The sequence below is a fragment of the Planococcus rifietoensis genome (genome assembly GCF_001465795.2).
GTDB classification, from domain to species: Bacteria; Bacillota; Bacilli; order Bacillales_A; family Planococcaceae; genus Planococcus; species Planococcus rifietoensis.
Genome location: NZ_CP013659.2, coordinates 660,497 through 683,791, shown reverse-complemented (window position 1 = coordinate 683,791; position 23,295 = coordinate 660,497). Strand labels below are relative to the sequence as shown.

Genomic DNA, 23,295 nt, shown 5'->3' with positions numbered 1-23,295 from the left:
CCGTGCTAGACATAAAAAATCCACGTCTTTAAGACGTGGATTTTTGTTTATTTATTGACCGGATCGCTGAAAGGCTTCAGGATATCCTGCTGGTCTTGCTCTTTTCTCGTCAAGACATCAGAAACTGGATCGTACGACTCACCGTAGAAATGCTCGTCTTTATACGTATGGATGTCTTCATACATTTTCTTCATCGCTTCGAAAATCTCTTCTTCGGTTTCGCCGTTCGGCGCCCAGTAAAGAATCTCCATCGAGTTTTCTTCACCTGTCGCGAGTGAACGGCGGCAATAGCCGATTGACGAGGCATGCTCGAAGCCTTCGCGGGCATAAAAGCGCAAGCGTTTTTCGGAATCCGTGTCTTCATAATCGACCGGTTCCACTTCCAAAATGATCGGCTTGTTCTTATCCTTAAGCATTTGCAATGTTTTCTTGCCGATGCCCATACCGCGCGATTCTTTCGATACGAATAAATAGTCGACAAATGAGAAGCTTGGGAATTCCGCGTACATCAAGACGTGATACGGGCCCTCATCTTTGTAGTAGACACTGCCTTTTTCCTTCAGCAACGTATCCATATGTTCTTTCGATTTCATTTCCTCCACTGGGAAATATTGATTCAGTTTTTCATACCAGTTCATCATTTTTGCTCCTTCCGAGTTTGAATGCCCTGCTGGTTTTGTTACTTCCGGGGTAATGCTGGGTGGAAATTGGAGTTTAGTAATAGAGGTAAAAGTGGGCTTGTGAAAATCCTCCGCGGCGCGTTGCCGCATAAATAAAATGACACAGCTTCGTGACGAAATTGTGTCATTCTATTATAGCAACTATTCACTTAGATTGCACGCCAACCGATATCTGTGCGGTAAAAGAAACCATCCCACTCCACTTTACCGAGTGCTTGATAGACGTTTGTTTGGGCGTCTTGCAAGGTCTCCCCACTGCCTGCGACAAGCAACACCCGGCCACCGTTAGCAGTGAAGCGGCCTTCGGAGCGTTTCGTGCCGGCGTGGGTGACGGTTACATCCGGTAATTCATCCAGTTCCGGTAACACGGCTCCTTTTTCCACAGTTCCCGGATAGCCGTCCGCTGCAATGACGACACCGAGCACAGGGCGCGCATCCCATTCAAGCTCCATTTCTTCCCCGTCCAGAATGGTCGAAATAAACGCGCCGAGGTCGGTTTTCAAGCGCGGCAAGACCACTTGCGTTTCCGGATCACCGAAGCGCGCATTGAATTCGATTACTTTCGGGCCTCCAGCTGTCAAAATGATGCCAGCGTATAAAATGCCATTGAACGGTGTGCCTTCGCTGTTCATTGCCTCTATTGTCGGGCGGACAATTTTCGCGAAAGTCTCTTCGACAACCGATTCCGAAATCTGCGGCACCGGCGAGTAAGCACCCATGCCGCCCGTATTCGGCCCCTTATCGCCATCAAACGCGCGCTTATGGTCTTGTGAGATGACCATCGGATAGATCTTGCCATCTTGGACGAAGGACATAAAGGAAAATTCTTCTCCATCCAAAAATTCCTCGATAACGACGGTCGATCCCGAGTCGCCGAATTTCTGGCCGTCGAGCATGTCCTTTACGGCATCGATTGCTTCTTGTTCGCTTATTGCAACGACGACGCCTTTTCCGGCTGCGAGCCCATCCGCCTTGATGACGATCGGCGCGCCTTGCAGCTTGATGTAGTTGATAGCTGCCTCAGTATCTGAAAAACTTTCATAAGCTGCGGTCGGAATATCGTATTTCTTCATTAATTCCTTAGCGAACGCTTTGCTGCCTTCGATGCGCGCTGCCGCTTTGTTCGGCCCAAAAATCTTCAAGCCGCGCGCTTCAAAGAAATCGACGATGCCTTCTGACAGCGGCTGTTCTGGCCCGACGAATGTAAAGGCGATCTCATTGTCCTTGGCGAACGCTGCCAAAGCTTCAAAATCCGTCTCGCTGATGTTGACAAGCTCTGCGTCCTGTTCCATGCCGTCATTGCCAGGCGCCACATAAACTTTCGCGACCGATGGGGAGATGGCGAATTGATGGGCAAGCGCGTGTTCACGCCCGCCTTTGCCGATGACCAATACGTTCATAGCCGTGCACCTCCGATTAATGTTTGAAATGGCGGACGCCCGTGAAGACCATCGCGATGCCGTGCGCATTCGCCGCATCGATCGACTCCTGGTCTTTTTTCGAACCGCCCGGCTGGATGATTGCTTTGATGCCAGCTTTCGCGGCCGCTTCCACCGTGTCAGCCATCGGGAAGAAAGCGTCCGATGCCATCGCTGCGCCTTGTGCTTTGTCAGCTGCCTGCTCAAGTGCAATGGCGGCAGCACCAACGCGATTCATTTGCCCAGCCCCAACACCTAACGTCATCGACTCGTCGCACACGACAATCGCATTGGACTTCACATGTTTGACAACGCTCCAGCCAAGTTTCAAGGCTTCGAGTTCTTGTTCTGTCGGCTGTCTTTCCGTCACGACACGGATATCTGCATCCCCGTAGCCGAATGTATCCGGCTCCTGGACGAGCAATCCGCCTTCGACTGTCACCGTATTCCATTTGTCGCGGCGTTTCGTTTCAAACGGCACCGTCAACAAACGGATGTTTTTCTTTTTGCCGAGTTCTGCAAGTGCATCTTCCGTAAATGATGGCGCAATGACGATTTCAAGGAAAATCTGCGACAATTGCTGTGCTGTCTCAAGGTCGACTTCACGGTTCAAGGCGACGATGCCCCCGAAGATCGATGTCGAGTCCGCTTCATACGCTTTCTTGAACGACTCGGAAAGGGTAGCACCGATCCCGACGCCGCAAGGGTTCATATGCTTCACTGCGACGCTTGCCGGCATCGTGAATTCCTTGATGATTTGCAGCGCAGCGTTGGCGTCTTGGATATTGTTATAGGAAAGCTCTTTGCCGTGCAGTTGCGTGGCATGTGCGATTGAGAAATCCGAACCGAGCGCGCTCTTATAGAACGCTGCTTTCTGGTGAGGGTTTTCCCCGTAGCGCAGCGCTTGGGACAATTCATATGTAAGAGTTAACTGCTCCGGATACTGTTCATCCGTCAGTTCCGTTAAGTAGTTGGAAATATAGGCATCATACGCCGCGGTATGGCGGAATACTTTCGCTGCGAGTTTCCGGCGCAGCTCAGGGCTTGTTGTTTGCTGTTCGCGCAGTTCCGCAAGCACCGCTTCGTAATCGCCGGAATCGACGATGACCGTCACGTAAGCATGGTTTTTCGCTGCCGAACGAAGCATCGTTGGGCCGCCGATATCGATGTTTTCAATTGCATCATCAACTGTCACATCCGGCTTTGCAATCGTTTCACGGAATGGGTACAAATTGACGCAGACAAACTCGATCGGTGCGATGCCGTTATCGCTCATTTGCTGCTGGTGTTCGCTATCGTCGTGTTTCGCGAGCAAACCGCCATGGATCAGCGGATGCAAAGTTTTCACCCGTCCACCTAAAATTTCAGGGAACCCGGTCACTTCGTCGACTGCTGTCGTCGGAACGCCATTGTCTTCCAAATGCTTGCGCGTGCCGCCTGTCGATAAGATTTCTACATCCATTTTCACTAGTTCACGGGCAAATTCCAAAATGCCGGATTTGTCCGATACGCTCATCAATGCTCTTCTTTTCATTCATGGACCTCCTAGACCGACTGCTGCCGGCTGAATAATTGCTGCAAACTCTCAGGGTATAATTGGTGCTCGATTTCATGGATTTTGCGTTCCACTGTCTCACGGTCTGAGCCATCTACTGCAAACGAGCGCTGTGCGATGATCGCTCCCGTGTCCATGCCTTCATCGACAAAATGCACAGTGACTCCAGCCTCTTTTGCCCCTGCTTCTAGCGTCTGGCCGATGGCATCTTTTCCGGGAAACGCCGGCAGTACCGATGGGTGGATATTGACGATGCGGTTTTCGTAAGTCCTGAGCAAAACCGGGCCGATCAACCTCATAAACCCAGCCAGCACGAGCCACTCGACACCCGCTCCCTCTAATTTCTCCACCAGCATCGACTCATATGCTTGTTTGGACGCATACTCACGCGGTGTAAACGAGAACGCCGGCACTCCTGCCTGCTTCGCCCGTTCCAACACAAACGCAGACGGCTTATCCGCCACGACCAGAACGATGTCCGCATCGAGACGCCCGTCTTGAGTTGCTTCGTAAAGCGCTTGAAAATTAGAGCCGTTTCCAGAAGCGAAAACGGCCATTTTTGTTCTATTTTTCATGTAAAGTCCCGTCCTGACTGCCTTGGAACTGGACACCCTCGATCTCTGTCACTTTACCGATCACATAGGCTTTGTCTCCACTCGCTTCTGCTGCCTGGATCGCTTGTTGTGCATCCGCTTCAGAAACGGCCACTGCAAATCCGATGCCCATATTGAACACGGAATACAGATCACGGTCTGCCAGTTCGCCTTTTGCTTTCAACAGGTCGAATACTGGAAGTACCGGCCAAGAGCCAAGCTCGATCTCAACACCTAGCCCATCAGGCATCATGCGTGGCAAGTTTTCGATAAACCCGCCGCCCGTGATATGCGCCATGCCGTGGACGTCCGCCTGTTTGCGGATCGATTGGACAGTCTTAGCATAAATTTTCGTCGGCTCGAGCAGCAAGGATTCGAGTGTGCCGAGCTCTTCAAAGCCCGCTACTTTCTCGTCCAACGAACCTTCCTGGTCGCCGAATAAAATATGGCGGACGAGCGAATAGCCATTCGAGTGGATGCCGCTTGAAGCAAGCCCGACCAAGACATCGCCCGCTTGGATGCGCTCGCCTGTCACGATATCTGCTTTCTCGGCAGCACCGACCGCAAAGCCGGCGATGTCGTATTCATTCTCATCATAAAGCCCCGGCATTTCAGCCGTTTCTCCGCCGATCAATGCCGCGCCTGCATCTACGCAGCCATCGGCAACGCCTTTGACGATTTGTTCGATCTTTTCAGGAACCGCTTTGCCGCAAGCAATATAATCGAGGAAAAACAAAGGTTCCGCACCTTGTGCAACGATATCGTTGACGCACATTGCGACGCAATCGACACCGATCGTATCGTGCTTATCCGCCATGAAAGCCAGTTTTAGCTTCGTGCCGACACCGTCTGTTCCGGAAACGAGAACCGGTTGTTTCAAATTCAGCTCGGACAAATCGAACATGCCGCCGAACCCGCCGAATGCACCCAGCATTCCTGTACGCGCGGTGCGTTCGACATGGGATTTCATCCGCTTGACGGCTTCGTAGCCCGCTTCGATATTGACGCCTGCTTTTTCATACGCTTTAGACACTTCGGTTCCCCCTATTTCACTTTTTCTTTTTCATGCGGCAAGACGGTATCCGGATAGATATTCGTTGGATATTCGCCAGTGAAACAAGCCAAGCAATGGCCGCATTTCGAGCCTGGGTCGGTGCGTCCGATGTTTTGGACCATGCCATCGACCGACAAAAACGTCAGCGAATCCGCACCGATGATTTCACGCATTTCTTCTACTGTATTGTTCGCGGCGATCAATTCGCCGGATGTGCTGATATCGATGCCGTAAAAACAAGGGTTCTTGATCGGCGGCGAACTGATGACGACGTGGACTTCCGTTGCGCCCGCTTCTTTCAATAAAGCGACGATGCGGCGGGAAGTGGTGCCGCGGACAATCGAATCATCGACCATGACGACGCGTTTGCCGTTGACCACTTGGCGCACTGGAGACAACTTCATCTTGACGCCGCGCTCGCGCATTTCCTGTGAAGGCTGGATGAACGTCCGCCCAACATAACGGTTTTTGATCAACCCGAGTTCGTAAGGAATCCCGCTTTGCTCAGAAAAACCGATCGCTGCGGAAATACTGGAATCCGGCACACCCGTGACAACGTCCGCTTCGATGTGGACTTCTTTTGCCAATTGCTTGCCGAGACGTTTTCTCGCCGAATGGATATTGATGCCATCGATATCCGAGTCCGGACGGGAGAAATAGACATACTCCATCGTACAGATCGAGCGTTCTTCCGGATACGCAAAACGTTCCTTGCGCATGCCATCATCGTTGATAATCAAGAATTCACCCGGTTCGACAGAATGCACAAACTCTGCACCGACAATATCGAATGCGCAAGTCTCAGAAGCGACAACCCAAGCATCCCCCATTTTCCCAACGGATAAGGGACGCAAGCCGTTCGGATCGAGCGCCACAAACATGGCCTCTTCCGTCAAGACTAAGCATGCAAACGCGCCTTTCAATAGCGACAAGGCGTTTTTCGCTTTTTCTTCAAAGCTTTCATAACCGCTGCGCTTGATCAAGTGTGCGAGCACTTCCGTATCCGATGTCGTTTGGAAGATGCTGCCTTGGCGCTCCAAATGCCCTTTTAATTGCGTTGCATTGACCAAATTGCCGTTATGCGAAATTGCCAGGCTTCCTGTCGTCGAATTGAACAGCAAAGGCTGGACATTTTCAATGCCGCTGCCGCCTGCTGTTGCATAGCGGACATGGCCGATGGCTGCAGTACCGGTGATCTTCTCCAATTTCTCTGGAGTGAACACTTCACTGACCATGCCTTCGCCTTTTAATGCGCGTAAAGCCTCTCCATCAGTCGAAACGATTCCTGCGCCTTCTTGGCCGCGGTGCTGCAAAGCATGAAGCCCATAATACGTAAGTTGCGCTGCGTTGGTGTGGCCCCAAATGCCAAAAATCCCGCATTCTTCGTTTAAGCCTCTGATTTCAGCAAGCATGGTATAGCCCCTTTCCAGGCGGAGCGGAGCGTTTCGACCGATTCATCGATCCATACGGCTCCGTCTTCCCCTTTGACGATCATGCGATCACCCGTGACTTCACCGATTTTCCGTGCATCTTTCACTGTATCCTCGAATGCTTGTGCTTGCTCAGGCGATACCGTGAGCAAAAAGCGCGATTGTGTTTCACTGAATAAAGCAGTCGTCTTGGAACCGGCTAGGCTTACGTTTACGCCAAGCCCGTTGCCGAAAGTCTTCTCAGCCAAAGCGACAGCGACGCCGCCTTCCGCTACGTCATGAGCCGACTGGACTAAGCCTTGCTGAATGGCAGTAAGGATAGCGGATTGGCGTTGTGCTTCGACGTCCAAATCGATAGATGGCGCTTTTCCAAAAATACGGCCTTCTACCATTTTCTGCAATTCGCTGCCGCCGAATTCTGTCATGCTGCCGCCGACAAGATAGACGAAATCGCCTTGCTTTTTCGCATCTTGCGTCGTGACATGCTTCAAATCTTCGACAAGCCCGACAAGTCCGATTGTCGGCGTCGGGTAAATCGCTGTACCGTTTGTTTCATTATATAAAGAGACGTTTCCGCCAATAACTGGTGCGTTCAATTGAAGGCAAGCTGCCGACATGCCGTCAGCCGCTTTTTCAAGCTGCCAGAAAATCTCAGGTTTTTCCGGGTTTCCGAAGTTCAGGCAATCGGTGATCGCAAGCGGGCGCCCGCCTGAGACGACGACGTTACGCGCCGCTTCTGCGACAGCGATCTTGCCGCCTGTTTCTGGGTCAAGGTAAATATAACGAGAGTTGCAATCCGTTGTCATCGCAAGGCCTTTATTCGTTCCGCGCACACGGATTACCGCAGCGTCAGAGCCAGGCGAGACGACTGTGCTAGTACGCACTTGGTGATCGTATTGATTATAAACCCATTCTTTTGAAGCGATGGTCGGCTGCTGCAAGAGCGCCAAAAGTGTTGACTGATGGTCTTCCACTTCCGGCTCTTCGTTCGGCAAGCTTTGGAATTCGCGGTAATATTCCGGCACGCTCGATTTTTGGTGATAGACTGGCGCATCTTCTGCCAGTGCGTCGACCGGCACTTCTGCAACGATTTCGCCTTTATGCTTCAAGCGTAATGTGGAATCGTCCGTTACCCGTCCGACTGTCACGGCATCCAGGCCGTATTTTTCGAACAACTCGACGATTTCCGGTTCGCGCCCTTGTTTGACAACGATGAGCATGCGTTCCTGGGATTCAGATAACATCATTTCGTAAGCCGTCATACCCGTTTCGCGCTGCGGCACATGATCCAAATCCATTTCGATGCCGGATCCGGCTTTTGACGCCATTTCTGCTGAAGATGAAGTGAGTCCTGCAGCACCCATATCTTGTATACCGATGAGCGCATCGGATTTCACGAGTTCCAGGCAAGCTTCAAGGAGCAATTTCTCCATGAACGGATCGCCCACTTGAACAGCCGGGCGTTTTTCATCGGATGCGTCCGTCAACTCTTCTGAAGCAAATGTCGCGCCGTGGATGCCGTCGCGGCCTGTTTTAGCTCCGACGTACATAACCGGATTGCCGGTTCCTTTAGCGACGCCTTTTTGGATATCTTTATGGTCGATCAAGCCGACGCACATCGCATTGACAAGCGGGTTGCCATCGTACGATGCATCAAACTGCACTTCGCCTCCGACCGTCGGAATGCCGATGCAATTGCCGTAGCCGGCGATGCCTGCGACCACTTCCTCGAACAAATATTTGACGCGCGGTGTTTCAAGTTCCCCGAATCGCAAGGAGTTCAATAGCGCGATCGGACGAGCGCCCATCGAGAACACGTCGCGGATGATGCCGCCGACACCTGTCGCTGCTCCTTGGTAAGGTTCAATGGCCGATGGATGGTTATGGGATTCCATTTTGAATACAGCTGCCTGGCCATCGCCGATATCGACGATGCCCGCGCCTTCTCCTGGACCCTGCAACACGTGGTCGCCTTTAGTCGGGAATTTTGATAGGACCGGCTTGGAATTTTTATAAGAACAATGTTCAGACCACATGACAGAAAACAAACCGGTTTCTGTGTAATTCGGCGTTCTGCCCAGGATGTCTTCGACCATTTGGAACTCGGCGTCCGATAAGCCCATTTGTTTGTAGATTTTCTGTTCTTTGATCTGTTGTGTGTTCGGCTCAAGCGTGACTGACATGTGATTCCCTCCACTGTTTGACGATTGATCTGAATAATGGCAAGCCGTCCGTTCCGCCAATCAAGTCGGAAACCGCACGTTCCGGATGCGGCATCATGCCAAGCACGTTGCCGCGTTCGTTGATGATGCCGGCAATGTTATTGCGGCTGCCGTTAAAATCTTCTGCGTATGTGAAAACGATTTGATTATTGTCTTTCAAATGCTGGTATGTCGCATCGTCGCAATAATAATTGCCTTCCCCGTGAGCGACTGGAATACGGATTTCTTCGCCTTCTTTGTATTCATTCGTAAACAAAGTGTGGGCGTTCTCTACTTTTAAGTTGACTGTACGGCAAGTGAACTTCAAGTCTTTATTGCGCATCAGCATACCCGGAAGCAAGCCGGCTTCTGTCAGGATCTGGAATCCATTGCAGATGCCGAGAACCGGTTTCCCTTCTTCTGCTGCTTTGCGCACTTCGTCCATGACACCTGAAAAACGGGCAATCGCTCCTGCGCGCAAATAATCCCCGTATGAGAAACCACCTGGAAGCAAGATTCCGTCATAACCGCTTAAGTCATGCGTATCATGCCAGACATATTCCGCTTCTTCTCCAAGTTCATCCTTGATGGCGTGGTACATGTCCAAGTCACAATTCGACCCTGGGAAAACAATCACTGCGAATTTCATTGCGAGACAACCTCCTCGATTTCGTACCTGTAATCTTCAATCACCGTATTCGCAAGCATCCGGTTGCACAATTCATCGACTAACGCATCGACATCACGTTCGCTATCCCCAATGACCAGTTCCAGGTATTTACCGATCCGGACATCCTGGACCTCATCATAGCCCATCTTATGGAGCGATCCCATCACCGCGGAACCTTGTGGATCGAGTACACTTTCACGCAATGTCACATACACTTTTACTTTTTTCATCAGTTTTGTCCTCCCAGTCGAGATAAAATGAGTTCATAAGCATCCGTCAAATTGCCGAGGTTCCGGCGAAATACGTCTTTATCGAGTTTCTGTTTCGTTTCCTTATCCCATAGGCGGCACGTATCAGGTGAAATTTCATCTGCCAATAGGATTTCACCGTTTTCATCACGGCCAAATTCAATCTTGAAATCGACTAAATCGACACCGATTTCCTGAAAAAAGCCAATCAATATATCATTGATCTTCCGCGCTTTGTCTTTCAAGACCGCTACTTCCTGCTCTGTCGCAAGTTCAAGCATGGCGACATGGTCATCCGTAATCAACGGATCGCCGAACGCATCATCTTTCAAGTAAAACTCCACGACCGGCTTTTCGATCACTTGGCCTTCATCGAGACCGAGGCGTTTTGCCATGCTGCCGGCGACGATATTGCGGACCACTACTTCAATAGGTACGATGCTCACTTCGCGCACCAATTGCTCGCTATCGGACAACTGCTTCACAAAATGGGAAGCGATGCCGTTTGCTTTTAATTTCTCAAACAGCAAAGAGGTGATTTGATTGTTCAAGCGTCCTTTGCCTGAAATCTCTTCTTTCTTCTCTCCGTTGAATGCAGTGGCGGAGTCTTTATATTCCACCCAAAGAATGCCTTGCTCGTCCGTTTTATACAGGCGTTTCGCTTTTCCTTCATACAATAGCTGAGCTTTTTCCATGATTGATGCCTCCGTTTAATTTAATTCGAGACGGTTGAAGATCATATCGACTTGCTGTAAGTGGTGGTTGTAATCAAAGCAATCATCCAGCTCTTCTTTCGTCAGCTGTGAAGTGATTGTCTCGTTCGCTTCCACGACTTTACGGAACGAAGTCTGCGTTTCCCAAGCTTCCATCGCGCACGGCTGAACGGTATCGTATGCGGCTTCACGCGCCATTCCTTTGTCGATCAATGTCAGAAGCACACGCTGAGAATAAATAAGGCCGAGCGTCGAATCCATATTGCGCTTCATGTTATCCGGGAACACAGTCAAGTTTTTGACGATATTGCCGAAACGGTTGAGCATATAGTTCAAGGCAATTGTCGCATCCGGTAAGATGACGCGTTCAGCAGATGAATGCGAGATATCGCGTTCGTGCCATAATGAGACGTTCTCATAAGCCGTCATCATATAACCGCGGATAAGGCGTGCAAGGCCTGTCATGTTTTCAGAACCTATCGGGTTGCGTTTATGCGGCATTGCCGATGATCCTTTTTGCCCTTTGGCGAAAAACTCTTCCACTTCACGCGTTTCGGACTTCTGCAAACCGCGGATTTCTGTCGCGAATTTCTCGATGGATGAAGCGATCAATGCGAGTGTGCTCATATACTGCGCATGGCGGTCGCGCTGCAAAGTCTGTGTGGAAATGCGTGATGCGGCAATTCCTAAGTTCTTGCATACATATTCTTCAACAAAAGGATCGATATTCGCATACGTTCCAACCGCACCAGACATTTTGCCTGTTTCGATCGATTTCGCTGCTGCTTCAAAACGCTCCAAATTTCGCTTCATTTCCTCGTGCCAAAGCGCGAGTTTCAAACCGAATGTCGTTGGCTCTGCATGAACACCGTGTGTACGGCCCATCATGACCGTCATTTTATGCTCTTTCGCTTTCACCGCTAAAATATCGATGAAGTTCGTCAAATCTTTGCGCAGGATTTCATTCGCCTGCTTCAACAGATAAGAAAGTGCCGTATCGACAACATCTGTTGACGTCAATCCGTAATGCACCCATTTACGCTCTTCCCCAAGTGTCTCGGAAACCGCACGCGTGAAAGCAACAACGTCATGGCGCGTTTCTTCTTCAATTTCTAGAATTCGATCGACTGAAAACCCTGCATTCTCACGGATTTTGGCTACATCTTCTTTCGGGATATCGCCGATTTCTGCCCAAGCTTCACATGCAAGGATTTCTACTTCCAACCATGCTTGGTATTTGTTTTCTTCTGTCCAAATGGCACCCATCTCCGGGCGTGTATAACGTGCGATCATAATCTATATCCTCCAATTATTCCGGCCAAATGCCGGATGCGTCGATTTCGTTTAATGTTCGATCTATGTCTTCCGTCAAAATGGTCACATGCCCCATTTTACGTTTATGTTTCGCTTCGTCCTTGCCGTATAAATGAATCGACCAGTCCGGATAATGTGCGATTTTCGTCGTGAGCGGCGCTACATGTTCTCCGAGCACATTGACCATGACAGCAGAACTCCAAAGCTTCGGCTCTCTTAACGGCCATCCGCAAATGGCGCGGATGTGCTGGTGGAACTGCGAAATGTTCGTCGCTTCAATTGAATAATGCCCTGAGTTATGAGGGCGCGGTGCCAGTTCATTGACGAGAATCTCTCCATCTGGCAAAACGAACATTTCAACCGCAAGTGTTCCGACCATCTGTAGATGTTCAGCAATTGCTTCTGCCGCCTTTTTCGCTTTTGTCAGCGTTTCCTCGCCAACTCTTGCAGGGACGATTGTCTGATGAAGAATATGGTGTTTATGGATATTCTCCCCAATCGGTAATATAGCCGTTTCACCTAAAGTATTGCGCTGGATCACAACCGATATCTCCATCGTGAAATCGATAAACGCTTCCGCGACACAATCCCCGTTCTGGAACAGGTCTTCCGCCTCTGATAACTGGTCTGCATTCTCCACAATTTGCTGGCCTTTGCCGTCATATCCACCTCTAGCCGTTTTAACGACAAAGGGATAATCCAAAGTTTCAATCCGGCTTTTCAACTCTTCAAATGTAGAAGCTTCTATATAATTCGCTATCGGCACTCCGGCTTCCCGAATTTCCTTCTTCTCAAAAATCCGGTTCTGTGTGACGCCGATCAACTCAGCTCCTTGAGGCACATAAGCGATTTCAGCTAAATGGCGAAGTCCGTCCACATCAATATTTTCGAACTCATAAGTGATCACATCACTTACTTCTGCCAATTCTTCCAACGCTTCCGAATCATTGAATGGGGCCACGATCTGAATATCGGCCACTTGTCCGGTCGGTGAATCCATGCCTGGATCCAAAACCGCAATCTTAAATCCTGCTTCCTTGGCTGCCAGCGCCATCATGCGGCCTAACTGCCCGCCGCCGATAATACCAATCGTCTGTCCAGGTAAAATCGTTCTTGTCATACCAAATCACCTGAACTTTCCAACACGGCTTCCGCAGTCCGCTTGCGTCTATCTTCCAAAGCTTGTGCTGCTTCTTTATCGACCGTTCCAAGAATTTGGGCAGCCAGGAGTCCCGCATTAATCGCGCCGGCTTTCCCAATCGCTACAGTTGCAACCGGCACCCCACCGGGCATCTGAACAATCGACAATAATGAATCCATCCCGTTCAAGGCTTTAGACTGAACTGGAACGCCGATAACCGGTAAAGTTGTTTTTGCCGCGACCATTCCCGGCAAATGAGCAGCACCGCCAGCTCCTGCAATGATCACATGCAAACCTTTACTGCGTGCTTCCTCTGCATAACTGAACATCAAATCCGGCGTCCGATGGGCTGATATCACTTTTTTTTCATAGCCGATCTTCAGTTCATCTAGAACCTCGCATGCATGTTTCATCGTTTCCCAATCACTCGAACTTCCCATAATAATGCCAATTCGCGGATTCATTCAATAACCTCTCTTTCAAAAGTAAAAAGCCCTCAAATAAACTGCTCACATGACGTGAAAAGCAGTTTACTTAAGGACTTTGATTCAACGAAAACATACGTGATGGCATAAAAAAGCACATCCTCCGTTATAAGTACCATAAGTTGCTTTCCCGCATAGTCCAGACATTTACGGTGTCCTGGTAGAGACGCAGAAGCCAATTCTTCTGCATATATGGGGTTTCCTTATTAATCATAACAAGATGGCGCAAGTGCGTCAACGATAAAGTCGAACAATAAATAAAAGCTCCCTTTCAACGTTCGTGTTTTTTACCCATCATCTGCTATTTTTCGATTTTATTCCCTTTAAACTTGATAATCTGGCGCACAGGTACAGGCTCTCCGTTAATTTCTTCAAATAGAGGCTCTTCTTTTCGCCCCACAGCCATGTACCCCTCTTGTTTCATTCGGTTCAGGCAGTCTTCCATTGTCTCGTGTTCCTGCACTTCGAACCAGATTGTCTTTTTACTCATTTAAATAATCTACCTCTTTTCACTTGTTTTACCCAGAATCCACCATGAATCGTTTTCGGTTCATAAGCGATAATAAAGGCTTTAGGATCTATTTCCTGGATGGTTTTGTATAATTTCAATTCCATCTTCCGAGGAGTCAAGATCTGCATAGCCTGCCTGCCGCCATCTCTTCCGTTCGCATCCCAATCGGTTACACCGTAGCCTTTTTCACGCAACTTCCGCGGGAGATAATCACTTTCATCGTTGCTAATAACATTGACCGTTATATATCCTAACGCCATTTTCTCTTCGATTTTAGAACCGATCACAACCCCAGATCCATAACCAATCGCATAAGCGACCAAGTTCTGTATCTGATCTAAATTATCTAGCACCAAGCCGAGCCCTACTATATATATGACCACTTCCACCATGCTGACAAGCGCCGCTAAATAACGGAAGCCTTTGAGTGTCATAATCATTCGCACAGTAAAGAAGGTGACATAGACTATATTGATTGAAAATATAATGAGAACCATTAACCACGGATTAATATCCAATTTCTGCACCCTTTCCTTCGCAATTAAATTTCATATTAGGTCAATCAAAGTACGAATGCAAGAGGGAATAGGCCTTGTTTCAGCAAAAATAAAAATGATTTCAAAGAAAAAAAGACCGCCACCGGAATGAACCGGTAACGGCCTTTCTATTTGCCCAGCGACGTCCTACTCTCACAGGGGGAAACCCCCAACTACCATCGGCGCAAAAGAGCTTAACTTCCGTGTTCGGGATGGGAACGGGTGTGGCCTCTTTGCCATCATCACTGGACTTGTCGAGCTTGTTCGCTCAAAACTGGATAAATCGACATTGGGGAAACTTGCGTTTCAGTTTGTTGGTTAAGTCCTCGATCGATTAGTATTCGTCAGCTGCACGTGTCGCCACGCTTCCACCCCGAACCTATCTACCTCATCGTCTTTGAGGGATCTTACTTGCTTGCGCAATGGGAAATCTCATCTTGAGGGGGGCTTCGTGCTTAGATGCTTTCAGCACTTATCCCGGCCACACATAGCTACCCAGCGATGCTCTTGGCAGAACAACTGGTACACCAGCGGTGTGTCCATCCCGGTCCTCTCGTACTAAGGACAGCTCCTCTCAAATTTCCTGCGCCCGCGACGGATAGGGACCGAACTGTCTCACGACGTTCTGAACCCAGCTCGCGTACCGCTTTAATGGGCGAACAGCCCAACCCTTGGGACCGACTACAGCCCCAGGATGCGATGAGCCGACATCGAGGTGCCAAACCTCCCCGTCGATGTGGACTCTTGGGGGAGATAAGCCTGTTATCCCCGGGGTAGCTTTTATCCGTTGAGCGATGGCCCTTCCATGCGGAACCACCGGATCACTAAGTCCGTCTTTCGACCCTGCTCGACCTGTCCGTCTCGCAGTCAAGCTCCCTTGTGCCTTTACACTCTGCGAATGATTTCCAACCATTCTGAGGGAACCTTTGAGCGCCTCCGTTACTCTTTAGGAGGCGACCGCCCCAGTCAAACTGCCCGCCTGACACTGTCTCCCAAGCCGCTAAGGCTTGTGGGTTAGAAGTTCAATACAACCAGGGTAGTATCCCACCGACGCCTCCCCCGAAGCTGGCGCTCCGGGTTCTCTGGCTCCTACCTATCCTGTACAAGTTGCACCAAAATTCAATATCAGGCTACAGTAAAGCTCCACGGGGTCTTTCCGTCCTGTCGCGGGTAACCTGCATCTTCACAGGTACTATAATTTCACCGAGTCTCTCGTTGAGACAGTGCCCAGATCGTTACGCCTTTCGTGCGGGTCGGAACTTACCCGACAAGGAATTTCGCTACCTTAGGACCGTTATAGTTACGGCCGCCGTTTACTGGGGCTTCGGTTCGCACCTTCGCTTGCGCTAAGCACTCCCCTTAACCTTCCAGCACCGGGCAGGCGTCAGCCCCTATACGTCACCTTACGGTTTTGCAGAGACCTGTGTTTTTGCTAAACAGTCGCCTGGGCCTATTCACTGCGGCTCTCTCGGGCTGTAACACCCTACCAGAGCACCCCTTCTCCCGAAGTTACGGGGTCATTTTGCCGAGTTCCTTAACGAGAGTTCACTCGCTCACCTTAGAATTCTCTTCTCGCCTACCTGTGTCGGTTTGCGGTACGGGCACCTCCCGCCTCGCTAGAGGCTTTTCTTGGCAGTGTGAAATCAGGGACTCTGAGGTAAACCTCTTGCCATCACTGCTTGATGTTGTATAGAAACGGGATTTGCCTCGTTTCTCATCTCACAACTTGGACGTGCACAACCAACGGCACGCTCACCCTATCCTTCTGCGTCCCCCCATTGCTCAAACGGCGGGGAGGTGGTACAGGAATATCAACCTGTTGTCCATCGTCTACGCCTATCGGCCTCGACTTAGGTCCCGACTAACCCTGAGCGGACGAGCCTTCCTCAGGAAACCTTAGGCATTCGGTGGACGGGATTCTCACCCGTCTTTCGTTACTCATACCGGCATTCTCACTTCTAAGCGCTCCACCAGTCCTTCCGGTCTGACTTCAACGCCCTTAGAACGCTCTCCTACCACGGACATCTACGATGTCCATCCACAGCTTCGGTAATCCGTTTAGCCCCGGTACATTTTCGGCGCAGTGTCACTCGACCAGTGAGCTATTACGCACTCTTTAAATGATGGCTGCTTCTAAGCCAACATCCTGGTTGTCTAAGCAACGCCACATCCTTTTCCACTTAACGGATATTTGGGGACCTTAGCTGGTGGTCTGGGCTGTTTCCCTCTTGACTACGGATCTTATCACTCGCAGTCTGACTCCCAAGCATAAATCACTGGCATTCGGAGTTTGTCTGAATTCGGTAACCCGGGATGGGCCCCTAGTCCAAACAGTGCTCTACCTCCAGGATTCTTATCTTGAGGCTAGCCCTAAAGCTATTTCGGAGAGAACCAGCTATCTCCAGGTTCGATTGGAATTTCTCCGCTACCCACACCTCATCCCCGCACTTTTCAACGTGCGTGGGTTCGGGCCTCCAGTAAGTGTTACCTTACCTTCACCCTGGACATGGGTAGATCACCTGGTTTCGGGTCTACAACTGCATACTCACTCGCCCTATTCAGACTCGCTTTCGCTGCGGCTCCGGCTTCTCACCTTAACCTTGCATGCAATCGTAACTCGCCGGTTCATTCTACAAAAGGCACGCTATCACCCATTAACGGGCTCTAACTACTTGTAGGCACACGGTTTCAGGATCTATTTCACTCCCCTTCCGGGGTGCTTTTCACCTTTCCCTCACGGTACTGGTTCACTATCGGTCACTAGGGAGTATTTAGCCTTGGGAGATGGTCCTCCCGGATTCCGACGGAATTTCTCGTGTTCCGCCGTACTCAGGATCCACTCTGGAGGGAACGAACTTTCAGCTACGGGGCTATTACCCTATCTTGCGGACCGTTCCAGGTCGCTTCGCTTAATCCGTTCCTTTGTAACTCCGTATAGAGTGTCCTACAACCCCAGAAGGCAAGCCTTCTGGTTTGGGCTGATCCCGTTTCGCTCGCCGCTACTTGGGGAATCGCATTTGCTTTCTCTTCCTTCAGGTACTTAGATGTTTCAGTTCCCTGAGTCTGCCTTCTCATGTGCTATGTATTCACACATGGATACTGCTCCATTACGAACAGTGGGTTTCCCCATTCGGAAATCCCCGGATCACAGCTCACTTACAGCTCCCCGAGGCATATCGGTGTTAGTGCCGTCCTTCTTCGGCTCCTAGTGCCAAGGCATCCACCGTGCGCCCTTATTAACTTAACCACTGAGGGTCAAAAAAAATAAGTTGATCGCAAAGCGATCACGCTACTTGATGCTTGTTTCTTAATCAATGTCGATCTATCCAGTTTTCAAAGAACAAGTTTGAAAGTCAATCCTTGCGGAGTGAACCTTCAAAACTGAACGCAAAACGTCAACCCGATCCGAAGATCGGTTCCGATATAATCCTTAGAAAGGAGGTGATCCAGCCGCACCTTCCGATACGGCTACCTTGTTACGACTTCACCCCAATCATCTGTCCCACCTTCGGCGGCTGGCTCCCGTAAGGGTTACCCCACCGACTTCGGGTGTTACAAACTCTCGTGGTGTGACGGGCGGTGTGTACAAGGCCCGGGAACGTATTCACCGCGGCATGCTGATCCGCGATTACTAGCGATTCCGGCTTCATGCAGGCGAGTTGCAGCCTGCAATCCGAACTGAGAACGGTTTTCTGGGATTGGCTCCCCCTCGCGGGTTTGCAACCCTTTGTACCGTCCATTGTAGCACGTGTGTAGCCCAGGTCATAAGGGGCATGATGATTTGACGTCATCCCCACCTTCCTCCGGTTTGTCACCGGCAGTCACCTTAGAGTGCCCAACTGAATGCTGGCAACTAAGATCAAGGGTTGCGCTCGTTGCGGGACTTAACCCAACATCTCACGACACGAGCTGACGACAACCATGCACCACCTGTCACCGCTGTCCCCGAAGGGAAAGCCTAGTCTCCTAGGCGGTCAGCGGGATGTCAAGACCTGGTAAGGTTCTTCGCGTTGCTTCGAATTAAACCACATGCTCCACCGCTTGTGCGGGCCCCCGTCAATTCCTTTGAGTTTCAGCCTTGCGGCCGTACTCCCCAGGCGGAGTGCTTAATGCGTTAGCTGCAGCACTAAGGGGCGGAAACCCCCTAACACTTAGCACTCATCGTTTACGGCGTGGACTACCAGGGTATCTAATCCTGTTTGCTCCCCACGCTTTCGCGCCTCAGCGTCAGTTACAGACCAGAAAGTCGCCTTCGCCACTGGTGTTCCTCCACATCTCTACGCATTTCACCGCTACACGTGGAATTCCACTTTCCTCTTCTGCACTCAAGTCCCCCAGTTTCCAATGACCCTCCACGGTTGAGCCGTGGGCTTTCACATCAGACTTAAAGGACCGCCTGCGCGCGCTTTACGCCCAATAATTCCGGACAACGCTTGCCACCTACGTATTACCGCGGCTGCTGGCACGTAGTTAGCCGTGGCTTTCTGGTGAGGTACCGTCAAGGTACCAGTAGTTACTTGGTACTTGTTCTTCCCTCACAACAGAGTTTTACGATCCGAAAACCTTCTTCACTCACGCGGCGTTGCTCCGTCAGACTTTCGTCCATTGCGGAAGATTCCCTACTGCTGCCTCCCGTAGGAGTCTGGGCCGTGTCTCAGTCCCAGTGTGGCCGATCACCCTCTCAGGTCGGCTACGCATCGTGGCCTTGGTGAGCCGTTACCTCACCAACTAGCTAATGCGCCGCGGGCCCATCCTGCAGTGACAGCCGAAACCGTCTTTCCGTGCAGCCTCATGAGAGGCCGCAAACTATTCGGTATTAGCACCGGTTTCCCGGAGTTATCCCGATCTGCAGGGCAGGTTGCCCACGTGTTACTCACCCGTCCGCCGCTAAGATAATGGAGCAAGCTCCACTATCTCCGCTCGACTTGCATGTATTAGGCACGCCGCCAGCGTTCGTCCTGAGCCAGGATCAAACTCTCCATTATAGAGTAGTATTGATTGCTCAATAGTTGCTGGCGTATCGCCGTCTAAAAGACGCGCGATTCGCTTGATCTGCCGAAGCTGATCAGTAAGTTTGCCACGATCACTCGCGGCTGTATTGTTGACGTTTTGCTGTTCAGTTTTCAAGGTTCATGTTGTGCGCCTCTCTTGGCGACTTGACTAATATAGCACGCTAGAAAAATCCCGTCAAGCTTTTACGAGAAACTTTTACACTTCTTATTATAACGTAATATTCTCAATATTCAACTAAAAAATTATTACAGTTTTGAAAGGAGCTCATTTCCTTTCATACAAATACTTTCCTCCTTCACCAATCGTTAATATTAGTGTATGTAAATAGAAAAATAATCATAAATGATCTACTAATCACCAATTCATTTAAATGGGTTTCCTACTATATAGAAGAACGATTTCTTTTAGACATAAAAAAAAGCCGCCGACATATGTCGACAGCTTCTCTATTAAGCAAGGAATATAAAATACAAAACGAAGATAACAAACAGTCCATACATGATAGGATGGATTTCTTTTCTTCTTCCCGCGACCATCATCGTGATGGGATAGAAGATGAATCCGATTGCAATCCCGGTTGCGATACTATACCCGAGCGGCATCGCAATCATTGTGAGAAATGCTGGAACAGCAATTTCAAATTTGCCCCATTCGATCTGGCCAAGAGCCGACACCATCAAGACTCCGACGATGATTAACGCTGGTGCAGTTACTGCACTGGTGATGACTGATAACAACGGATAGAAAAGAATTGCCACCAAGAAGAGAATCCCTGTAACTACTGAAGCAAAACCGGAACGTGCTCCAGCCGCCACACCGGCTGTCGACTCGATGTACGAAGTTGTTGTAGACGTCCCGAAGATCGCTCCACTTACTGTCGCGATTGAATCCGCGAGTAAAGCTTTTCCAGCGCGCGGTAATTTATTATCTTTCATTAAACCTGCTTGGTTCGCTACTGCCACCAACGTTCCAGCTGTATCAAAAAAGTCTACAAACAAAAACGTTAGCACAATGACAAGGAACTGAATGGTCATCAATGAACCTGGGTCGTTGAAGATCGGTTCAAGCGCAACACCGAATGTCGGCGCGAGGCTTGGGACATTCAAATCGATGATAGCAGTCGGCAAGCTGACTACTTGGAAGATCATCCCGACTACGGCAGCGATTAAGATTCCAAAGAAAATCCCACCCTTCACTCCGCGGACCATCATGATCACAGTGATGAATAATCCGAAAATCGCGAGAAGAGCTGAACCGGTCGTCAAATCGCCAAGTCCAACAAGCGTATCGGGATTGCCTACAACGATCCCCGCATTCTGGAGACCGATAAACGTGATGTAAAGTCCGATTCCGGCACCCACTGCATATTTCAGTTGAGCCGGTATGGCGTTGATGATTGTTTCACGAATGCCTGACAAAGTCAGCAGAATAAAAATCAATCCGGAAACCAGCACCCCGGTCAATGCAGTTTGCCAAGGCACTCCGTACGTAAGAACAACTGTATAGGAGAAGAAAGCGTTGAGCCCCATCCCCGGCGCTAGAGCAAGCGGGTATTTAGCGACGATTCCCATTAATAAGCTGCCGATAGCGGCTGCTAAAGCCGTGGCCATAAATACTGCTCCGTAATCCATACGAAGGGCAGGATCCAAATCAGGAATCGAGTCCATGGTCAGCGTCAACGGGTTGACCACCAAGATATAAGCCATTGCCAAGAATGTGGTTAAACCGCCGATAAATTCCTGACGGTAGTTTGTTCCAAGTTCTTCAAATTGAAAATACTTCTTCATGCATAATTCCTCCGTGTGCTTTTGTATAAGTCTACGCAAAAAAACGCATGCAGCGATTTGCCGTATGCGTCCGATTATCCCCGTCCGAAAACAGAGAGTCCGCCTATTTTATAAGGCGGACAAAAAATCGTAGTCGGATCATTTACGGTGAACCGGTAGAGACTCTCAGGCCATATTCCTGAATTTATACGACAAGCTTATTTAATTTCATTTATAGAATACCACGATAGGTATGGAAAAACAAGACGAAACACGAACAATTATCTCTTTTTTTAACTGAAAGTTCGTGAAATAGAAAAACGGCTGCTAATGGCAGCCGTTTGTTTCTATTCCCACTCGATAGTTGCAGGTGGCTTGCTCGTAATATCGTACAATACGCGATTGATGTGATCTACTTCGTTGACAAGACGAACGCTGATTTTCTCGAGCACATCCCATGGGATACGCGCCCAATCTGATGTCATGCCGTCGATTGAAGTAACTGCGCGGATACCGATTGCATAATCGTATGTGCGGGCATCGCCCATGACGCCGACGCTGCGGATATCCGGAAGCACCGTGAAGTATTGCCAGACGTCGCGATCAAGGCCGGCTTTTTTGATTTCATCGCGCAAAATCCAATCCGATTCGCGGACGATTTCAAGTTTTTCTTCCGTGACAGCTCCCATGATGCGAATGCCGAGGCCAGGGCCTGGGAATGGCTGGCGCCAAACAATTTCATCCGGCATGCCAAGCTCGGTGCCGAGTGCACGCACTTCATCTTTGAACAAAGTGTTGAGCGGTTCGATCAATTCGAATTGCATATCTTCCGGCAATCCGCCCACGTTGTGGTGGGATTTGATTGTTTGGGCAGTCGTTGTGCCACTTTCGATAATATCTGTATAGAGTGTGCCTTGGGCAAGGAAGTCCATGCCTTTTAGTTTCTCTGCTTCATCGTCGAACACATAGATGAATTCATTGCCGATGATTTTGCGTTTCTGTTCAGGATCGCTGACACCTTCAAGTTTTTTCATGAAGCGCTCGCGGGCATCGATCTTGATGACGTTCATGTGGAAACCGTCGGCGAAGGTTTTCATGACGCTTTCCGCTTCCCCTTTACGGAGCAAGCCATGGTCTACGAACATGCACGTCAATTGATCGCCGATTGCTTTGTGGATCAAGACAGCAACAACTGAAGAATCGACGCCGCCGCTTAGTGCGCAAAGGACTTTCTTGTCGCCCACTTGCTCGCGAATTTTCGCGATTTCCAATTCGATGTAGTTTTCCATCGACCATTCGTCTTTCATGCCGCAGACATCGAAGACGAACTGGCGCAGCATTTCGTTTCCGTAAACGGAATGGCGGACTTCCGGATGGTACTGGACGCCGTATAGTTTACGCTCTTCGTTTGCCATTGCTGCAATCGGGCAGCCCGGGCTAGTCGCGATGACGTCAAATCCAGGAGGCGCTGCTGTGACGAGGTCACCATGGCTCATCCAGACGACTTGTTCTTCTGGCACATCTTTGAAAATGGAGCTTTCTTTCGTCAAGGTCAATTCGGCTTTTCCGTATTCGCGGTTGGAAGCTTTTTCAACTTTCCCTTCCATACGAAGCGCCATCAATTGCATGCCGTAGCAGATGCCGAGTATCGGCAGTCCCATTTCAAAAATTTCCGGATCGATGGAGAATGCATTTTCGTCATAGACGGAATTCGGTCCGCCTGAGAAGATGATTCCCGTTGCGTTCATTTCTTTGATTTCTGTCGCGGTAATCGTGTGCGGATGGAGTTCGCTATAGACACCGATTTCACGGATGCGGCGCGTGATCAATTGGTTGTATTGGCTGCCGAAATCCAAGACGACGATTTTTTTCTGTTCCTTTAACATAGGGCTGACTGGCAAATCCTTCACCTCTTCTATTCGATTCAGGCCACAATATAAAAAAGAACGCGAAAAAATTACTCCTCG

17 protein-coding genes, 3 rRNA genes and 2 riboswitches are annotated in these 23,295 nt (G+C 49.8%); all 20 genes read right to left on the bottom strand.

From position 1 onward, the window contains the following. Positions 1-47 precede the first annotated feature (47 nt). The 20 genes from AUC31_RS03185 to guaA all read right to left on the bottom strand — a co-directional run bounded on the left by AUC31_RS03185 (position 48) and on the right by guaA (position 23,214). Positions 48-638, bottom strand: coding sequence for a GNAT family N-acetyltransferase (locus tag AUC31_RS03185; protein WP_058381403.1), 591 nt, complete (start codon positions 636-638; stop codon positions 48-50). Positions 639-829: 191 nt separating this feature from the next. Next, complete coding sequence (gene purD / locus AUC31_RS03180; RefSeq protein ID WP_058381404.1) at positions 830-2,080, bottom strand: phosphoribosylamine--glycine ligase; 1,251 nt, start codon at positions 2,078-2,080, stop codon at positions 830-832. A 16-nt stretch (positions 2,081-2,096) separates the two neighbouring features. Next, positions 2,097-3,632: a bifunctional phosphoribosylaminoimidazolecarboxamide formyltransferase/IMP cyclohydrolase gene (purH, locus tag AUC31_RS03175; protein WP_058381405.1), complete on the bottom strand. Its 1,536-nt coding sequence runs from the start codon at positions 3,630-3,632 to the stop codon at positions 2,097-2,099. Positions 3,633-3,643: 11 nt separating this feature from the next. Then, positions 3,644-4,228, bottom strand: a complete 585-nt coding sequence (purN, locus tag AUC31_RS03170) for a phosphoribosylglycinamide formyltransferase (RefSeq protein WP_058381406.1) — start codon at positions 4,226-4,228, stop codon at positions 3,644-3,646. Next, positions 4,218-5,279, bottom strand: coding sequence for a phosphoribosylformylglycinamidine cyclo-ligase (gene purM, locus AUC31_RS03165; protein ID WP_058381407.1), 1,062 nt, complete (start codon positions 5,277-5,279; stop codon positions 4,218-4,220). The genes purN and purM overlap by 11 nt, the downstream gene beginning before the upstream one ends. An 11-nt stretch (positions 5,280-5,290) precedes the next feature. Further along, positions 5,291-6,712 carry an amidophosphoribosyltransferase gene (gene purF / locus AUC31_RS03160; RefSeq protein WP_058381408.1) on the bottom strand — a complete coding sequence of 474 codons (1,422 nt, stop codon included), beginning with the start codon at positions 6,710-6,712 and terminating at the stop codon, positions 5,291-5,293. Further along, positions 6,688-8,913, bottom strand: coding sequence for a phosphoribosylformylglycinamidine synthase subunit PurL (gene purL, locus AUC31_RS03155; RefSeq protein ID WP_058381409.1), 2,226 nt, complete (start codon positions 8,911-8,913; stop codon positions 6,688-6,690). The genes purF and purL overlap by 25 nt, the downstream gene beginning before the upstream one ends. After that, positions 8,897-9,580 carry a phosphoribosylformylglycinamidine synthase subunit PurQ gene (purQ, locus tag AUC31_RS03150; protein WP_058381410.1) on the bottom strand — a complete coding sequence of 228 codons (684 nt, stop codon included), beginning with the start codon at positions 9,578-9,580 and terminating at the stop codon, positions 8,897-8,899. The genes purL and purQ overlap by 17 nt, the downstream gene beginning before the upstream one ends. Further along, positions 9,577-9,831 (bottom strand): phosphoribosylformylglycinamidine synthase subunit PurS, encoded by a 255-nt coding sequence (gene purS / locus AUC31_RS03145; RefSeq protein ID WP_058381411.1) that lies wholly within the window; start codon positions 9,829-9,831, stop codon positions 9,577-9,579. The genes purQ and purS overlap by 4 nt, the downstream gene beginning before the upstream one ends. Next, positions 9,831-10,544, bottom strand: coding sequence for a phosphoribosylaminoimidazolesuccinocarboxamide synthase (gene purC, locus AUC31_RS03140; RefSeq protein WP_058381412.1), 714 nt, complete (start codon positions 10,542-10,544; stop codon positions 9,831-9,833). Before purC ends, purS begins: the two co-directional genes overlap by 1 nt. A gap of 15 nt (positions 10,545-10,559) precedes the next feature. After that, positions 10,560-11,855, bottom strand: coding sequence for an adenylosuccinate lyase (gene purB, locus AUC31_RS03135; protein ID WP_058381413.1), 1,296 nt, complete (start codon positions 11,853-11,855; stop codon positions 10,560-10,562). Positions 11,856-11,871: 16 nt separating this feature from the next. Further along, positions 11,872-12,996 carry a 5-(carboxyamino)imidazole ribonucleotide synthase gene (gene purK, locus AUC31_RS03130; RefSeq protein WP_058381414.1) on the bottom strand — a complete coding sequence of 375 codons (1,125 nt, stop codon included), beginning with the start codon at positions 12,994-12,996 and terminating at the stop codon, positions 11,872-11,874. Next, the gene (gene purE / locus AUC31_RS03125; protein ID WP_058381415.1) at positions 12,993-13,481 is read right to left on the bottom strand and encodes a 5-(carboxyamino)imidazole ribonucleotide mutase; all 489 of its coding nucleotides are present in this window, start codon (positions 13,479-13,481) and stop codon (positions 12,993-12,995) included. The genes purK and purE overlap by 4 nt, the downstream gene beginning before the upstream one ends. Positions 13,482-13,617: 136 nt before the next feature. Further along, a riboswitch (purine riboswitch) is annotated at positions 13,618-13,718 on the bottom strand. A gap of 85 nt (positions 13,719-13,803) precedes the next feature. After that, complete coding sequence (locus AUC31_RS03120; protein ID WP_058381416.1) at positions 13,804-13,992, bottom strand: NETI motif-containing protein; 189 nt, start codon at positions 13,990-13,992, stop codon at positions 13,804-13,806. Continuing rightward, the gene (locus AUC31_RS03115; RefSeq protein ID WP_058383677.1) at positions 13,989-14,510 is read right to left on the bottom strand and encodes a DUF2179 domain-containing protein; all 522 of its coding nucleotides are present in this window, start codon (positions 14,508-14,510) and stop codon (positions 13,989-13,991) included. The genes AUC31_RS03120 and AUC31_RS03115 overlap by 4 nt, the downstream gene beginning before the upstream one ends. Positions 14,511-14,683: 173 nt before the next feature. After that, positions 14,684-14,799 (bottom strand): 5S ribosomal RNA (rrf, locus tag AUC31_RS03110). 64 nt (positions 14,800-14,863) lie between these two features. Further along, positions 14,864-17,796 (bottom strand): 23S ribosomal RNA (locus AUC31_RS03105). Positions 17,797-17,983: 187 nt separating this feature from the next. Beyond that, a 16S ribosomal RNA gene (locus AUC31_RS03100) occupies positions 17,984-19,534 on the bottom strand. The 16S, 23S and 5S rRNA genes sit together here, the layout of an rRNA operon. Before the next feature lie 477 nt (positions 19,535-20,011). After that, positions 20,012-21,349 (bottom strand): NCS2 family permease, encoded by a 1,338-nt coding sequence (locus AUC31_RS03095; RefSeq protein ID WP_058381417.1) that lies wholly within the window; start codon positions 21,347-21,349, stop codon positions 20,012-20,014. A 110-nt stretch (positions 21,350-21,459) separates the two neighbouring features. Continuing rightward, positions 21,460-21,561: riboswitch (purine riboswitch) on the bottom strand. A gap of 114 nt (positions 21,562-21,675) precedes the next feature. Continuing rightward, on the bottom strand, positions 21,676-23,214 hold the full coding sequence (guaA, locus tag AUC31_RS03090; RefSeq protein ID WP_058381418.1) for a glutamine-hydrolyzing GMP synthase: 1,539 nt from the start codon (positions 23,212-23,214) through the stop codon (positions 21,676-21,678). Positions 23,215-23,295: the final 81 nt, after the last annotated feature.

What these genes read in the sequence shown, in the direction of transcription:
- AUC31_RS03185 (WP_058381403.1), bottom strand. Translation starts at nt 638, where the DNA reads ATGAACTGGTATGAAAAACTGAATCAATATTTCCCAGTGGAGGAAATG.
- purD (WP_058381404.1), bottom strand. Translation starts at nt 2,080, where the DNA reads ATGAACGTATTGGTCATCGGCAAAGGCGGGCGTGAACACGCGCTTGCC.
- purH (WP_058381405.1), bottom strand. Translation starts at nt 3,632, where the DNA reads ATGAAAAGAAGAGCATTGATGAGCGTATCGGACAAATCCGGCATTTTG.
- purN (WP_058381406.1), bottom strand. Translation starts at nt 4,228, where the DNA reads ATGAAAAATAGAACAAAAATGGCCGTTTTCGCTTCTGGAAACGGCTCT.
- purF (WP_058381408.1), bottom strand. Translation starts at nt 6,712, where the DNA reads ATGCTTGCTGAAATCAGAGGCTTAAACGAAGAATGCGGGATTTTTGGC.
- purL (WP_058381409.1), bottom strand. Translation starts at nt 8,913, where the DNA reads ATGTCAGTCACGCTTGAGCCGAACACACAACAGATCAAAGAACAGAAA.
- purQ (WP_058381410.1), bottom strand. Translation starts at nt 9,580, where the DNA reads ATGAAATTCGCAGTGATTGTTTTCCCAGGGTCGAATTGTGACTTGGAC.
- purS (WP_058381411.1), bottom strand. Translation starts at nt 9,831, where the DNA reads ATGAAAAAAGTAAAAGTGTATGTGACATTGCGTGAAAGTGTACTCGAT.
- purC (WP_058381412.1), bottom strand. Translation starts at nt 10,544, where the DNA reads ATGGAAAAAGCTCAGCTATTGTATGAAGGAAAAGCGAAACGCCTGTAT.
- purB (WP_058381413.1), bottom strand. Translation starts at nt 11,855, where the DNA reads ATGATCGCACGTTATACACGCCCGGAGATGGGTGCCATTTGGACAGAA.
- purK (WP_058381414.1), bottom strand. Translation starts at nt 12,996, where the DNA reads ATGACAAGAACGATTTTACCTGGACAGACGATTGGTATTATCGGCGGC.
- purE (WP_058381415.1), bottom strand. Translation starts at nt 13,481, where the DNA reads ATGAATCCGCGAATTGGCATTATTATGGGAAGTTCGAGTGATTGGGAA.
- AUC31_RS03120 (WP_058381416.1), bottom strand. Translation starts at nt 13,992, where the DNA reads ATGAGTAAAAAGACAATCTGGTTCGAAGTGCAGGAACACGAGACAATG.
- AUC31_RS03115 (WP_058383677.1), bottom strand. Translation starts at nt 14,510, where the DNA reads ATGGTTCTCATTATATTTTCAATCAATATAGTCTATGTCACCTTCTTT.
- AUC31_RS03095 (WP_058381417.1), bottom strand. Translation starts at nt 21,349, where the DNA reads ATGAAGAAGTATTTTCAATTTGAAGAACTTGGAACAAACTACCGTCAG.
- guaA (WP_058381418.1), bottom strand. Translation starts at nt 23,214, where the DNA reads ATGTTAAAGGAACAGAAAAAAATCGTCGTCTTGGATTTCGGCAGCCAA.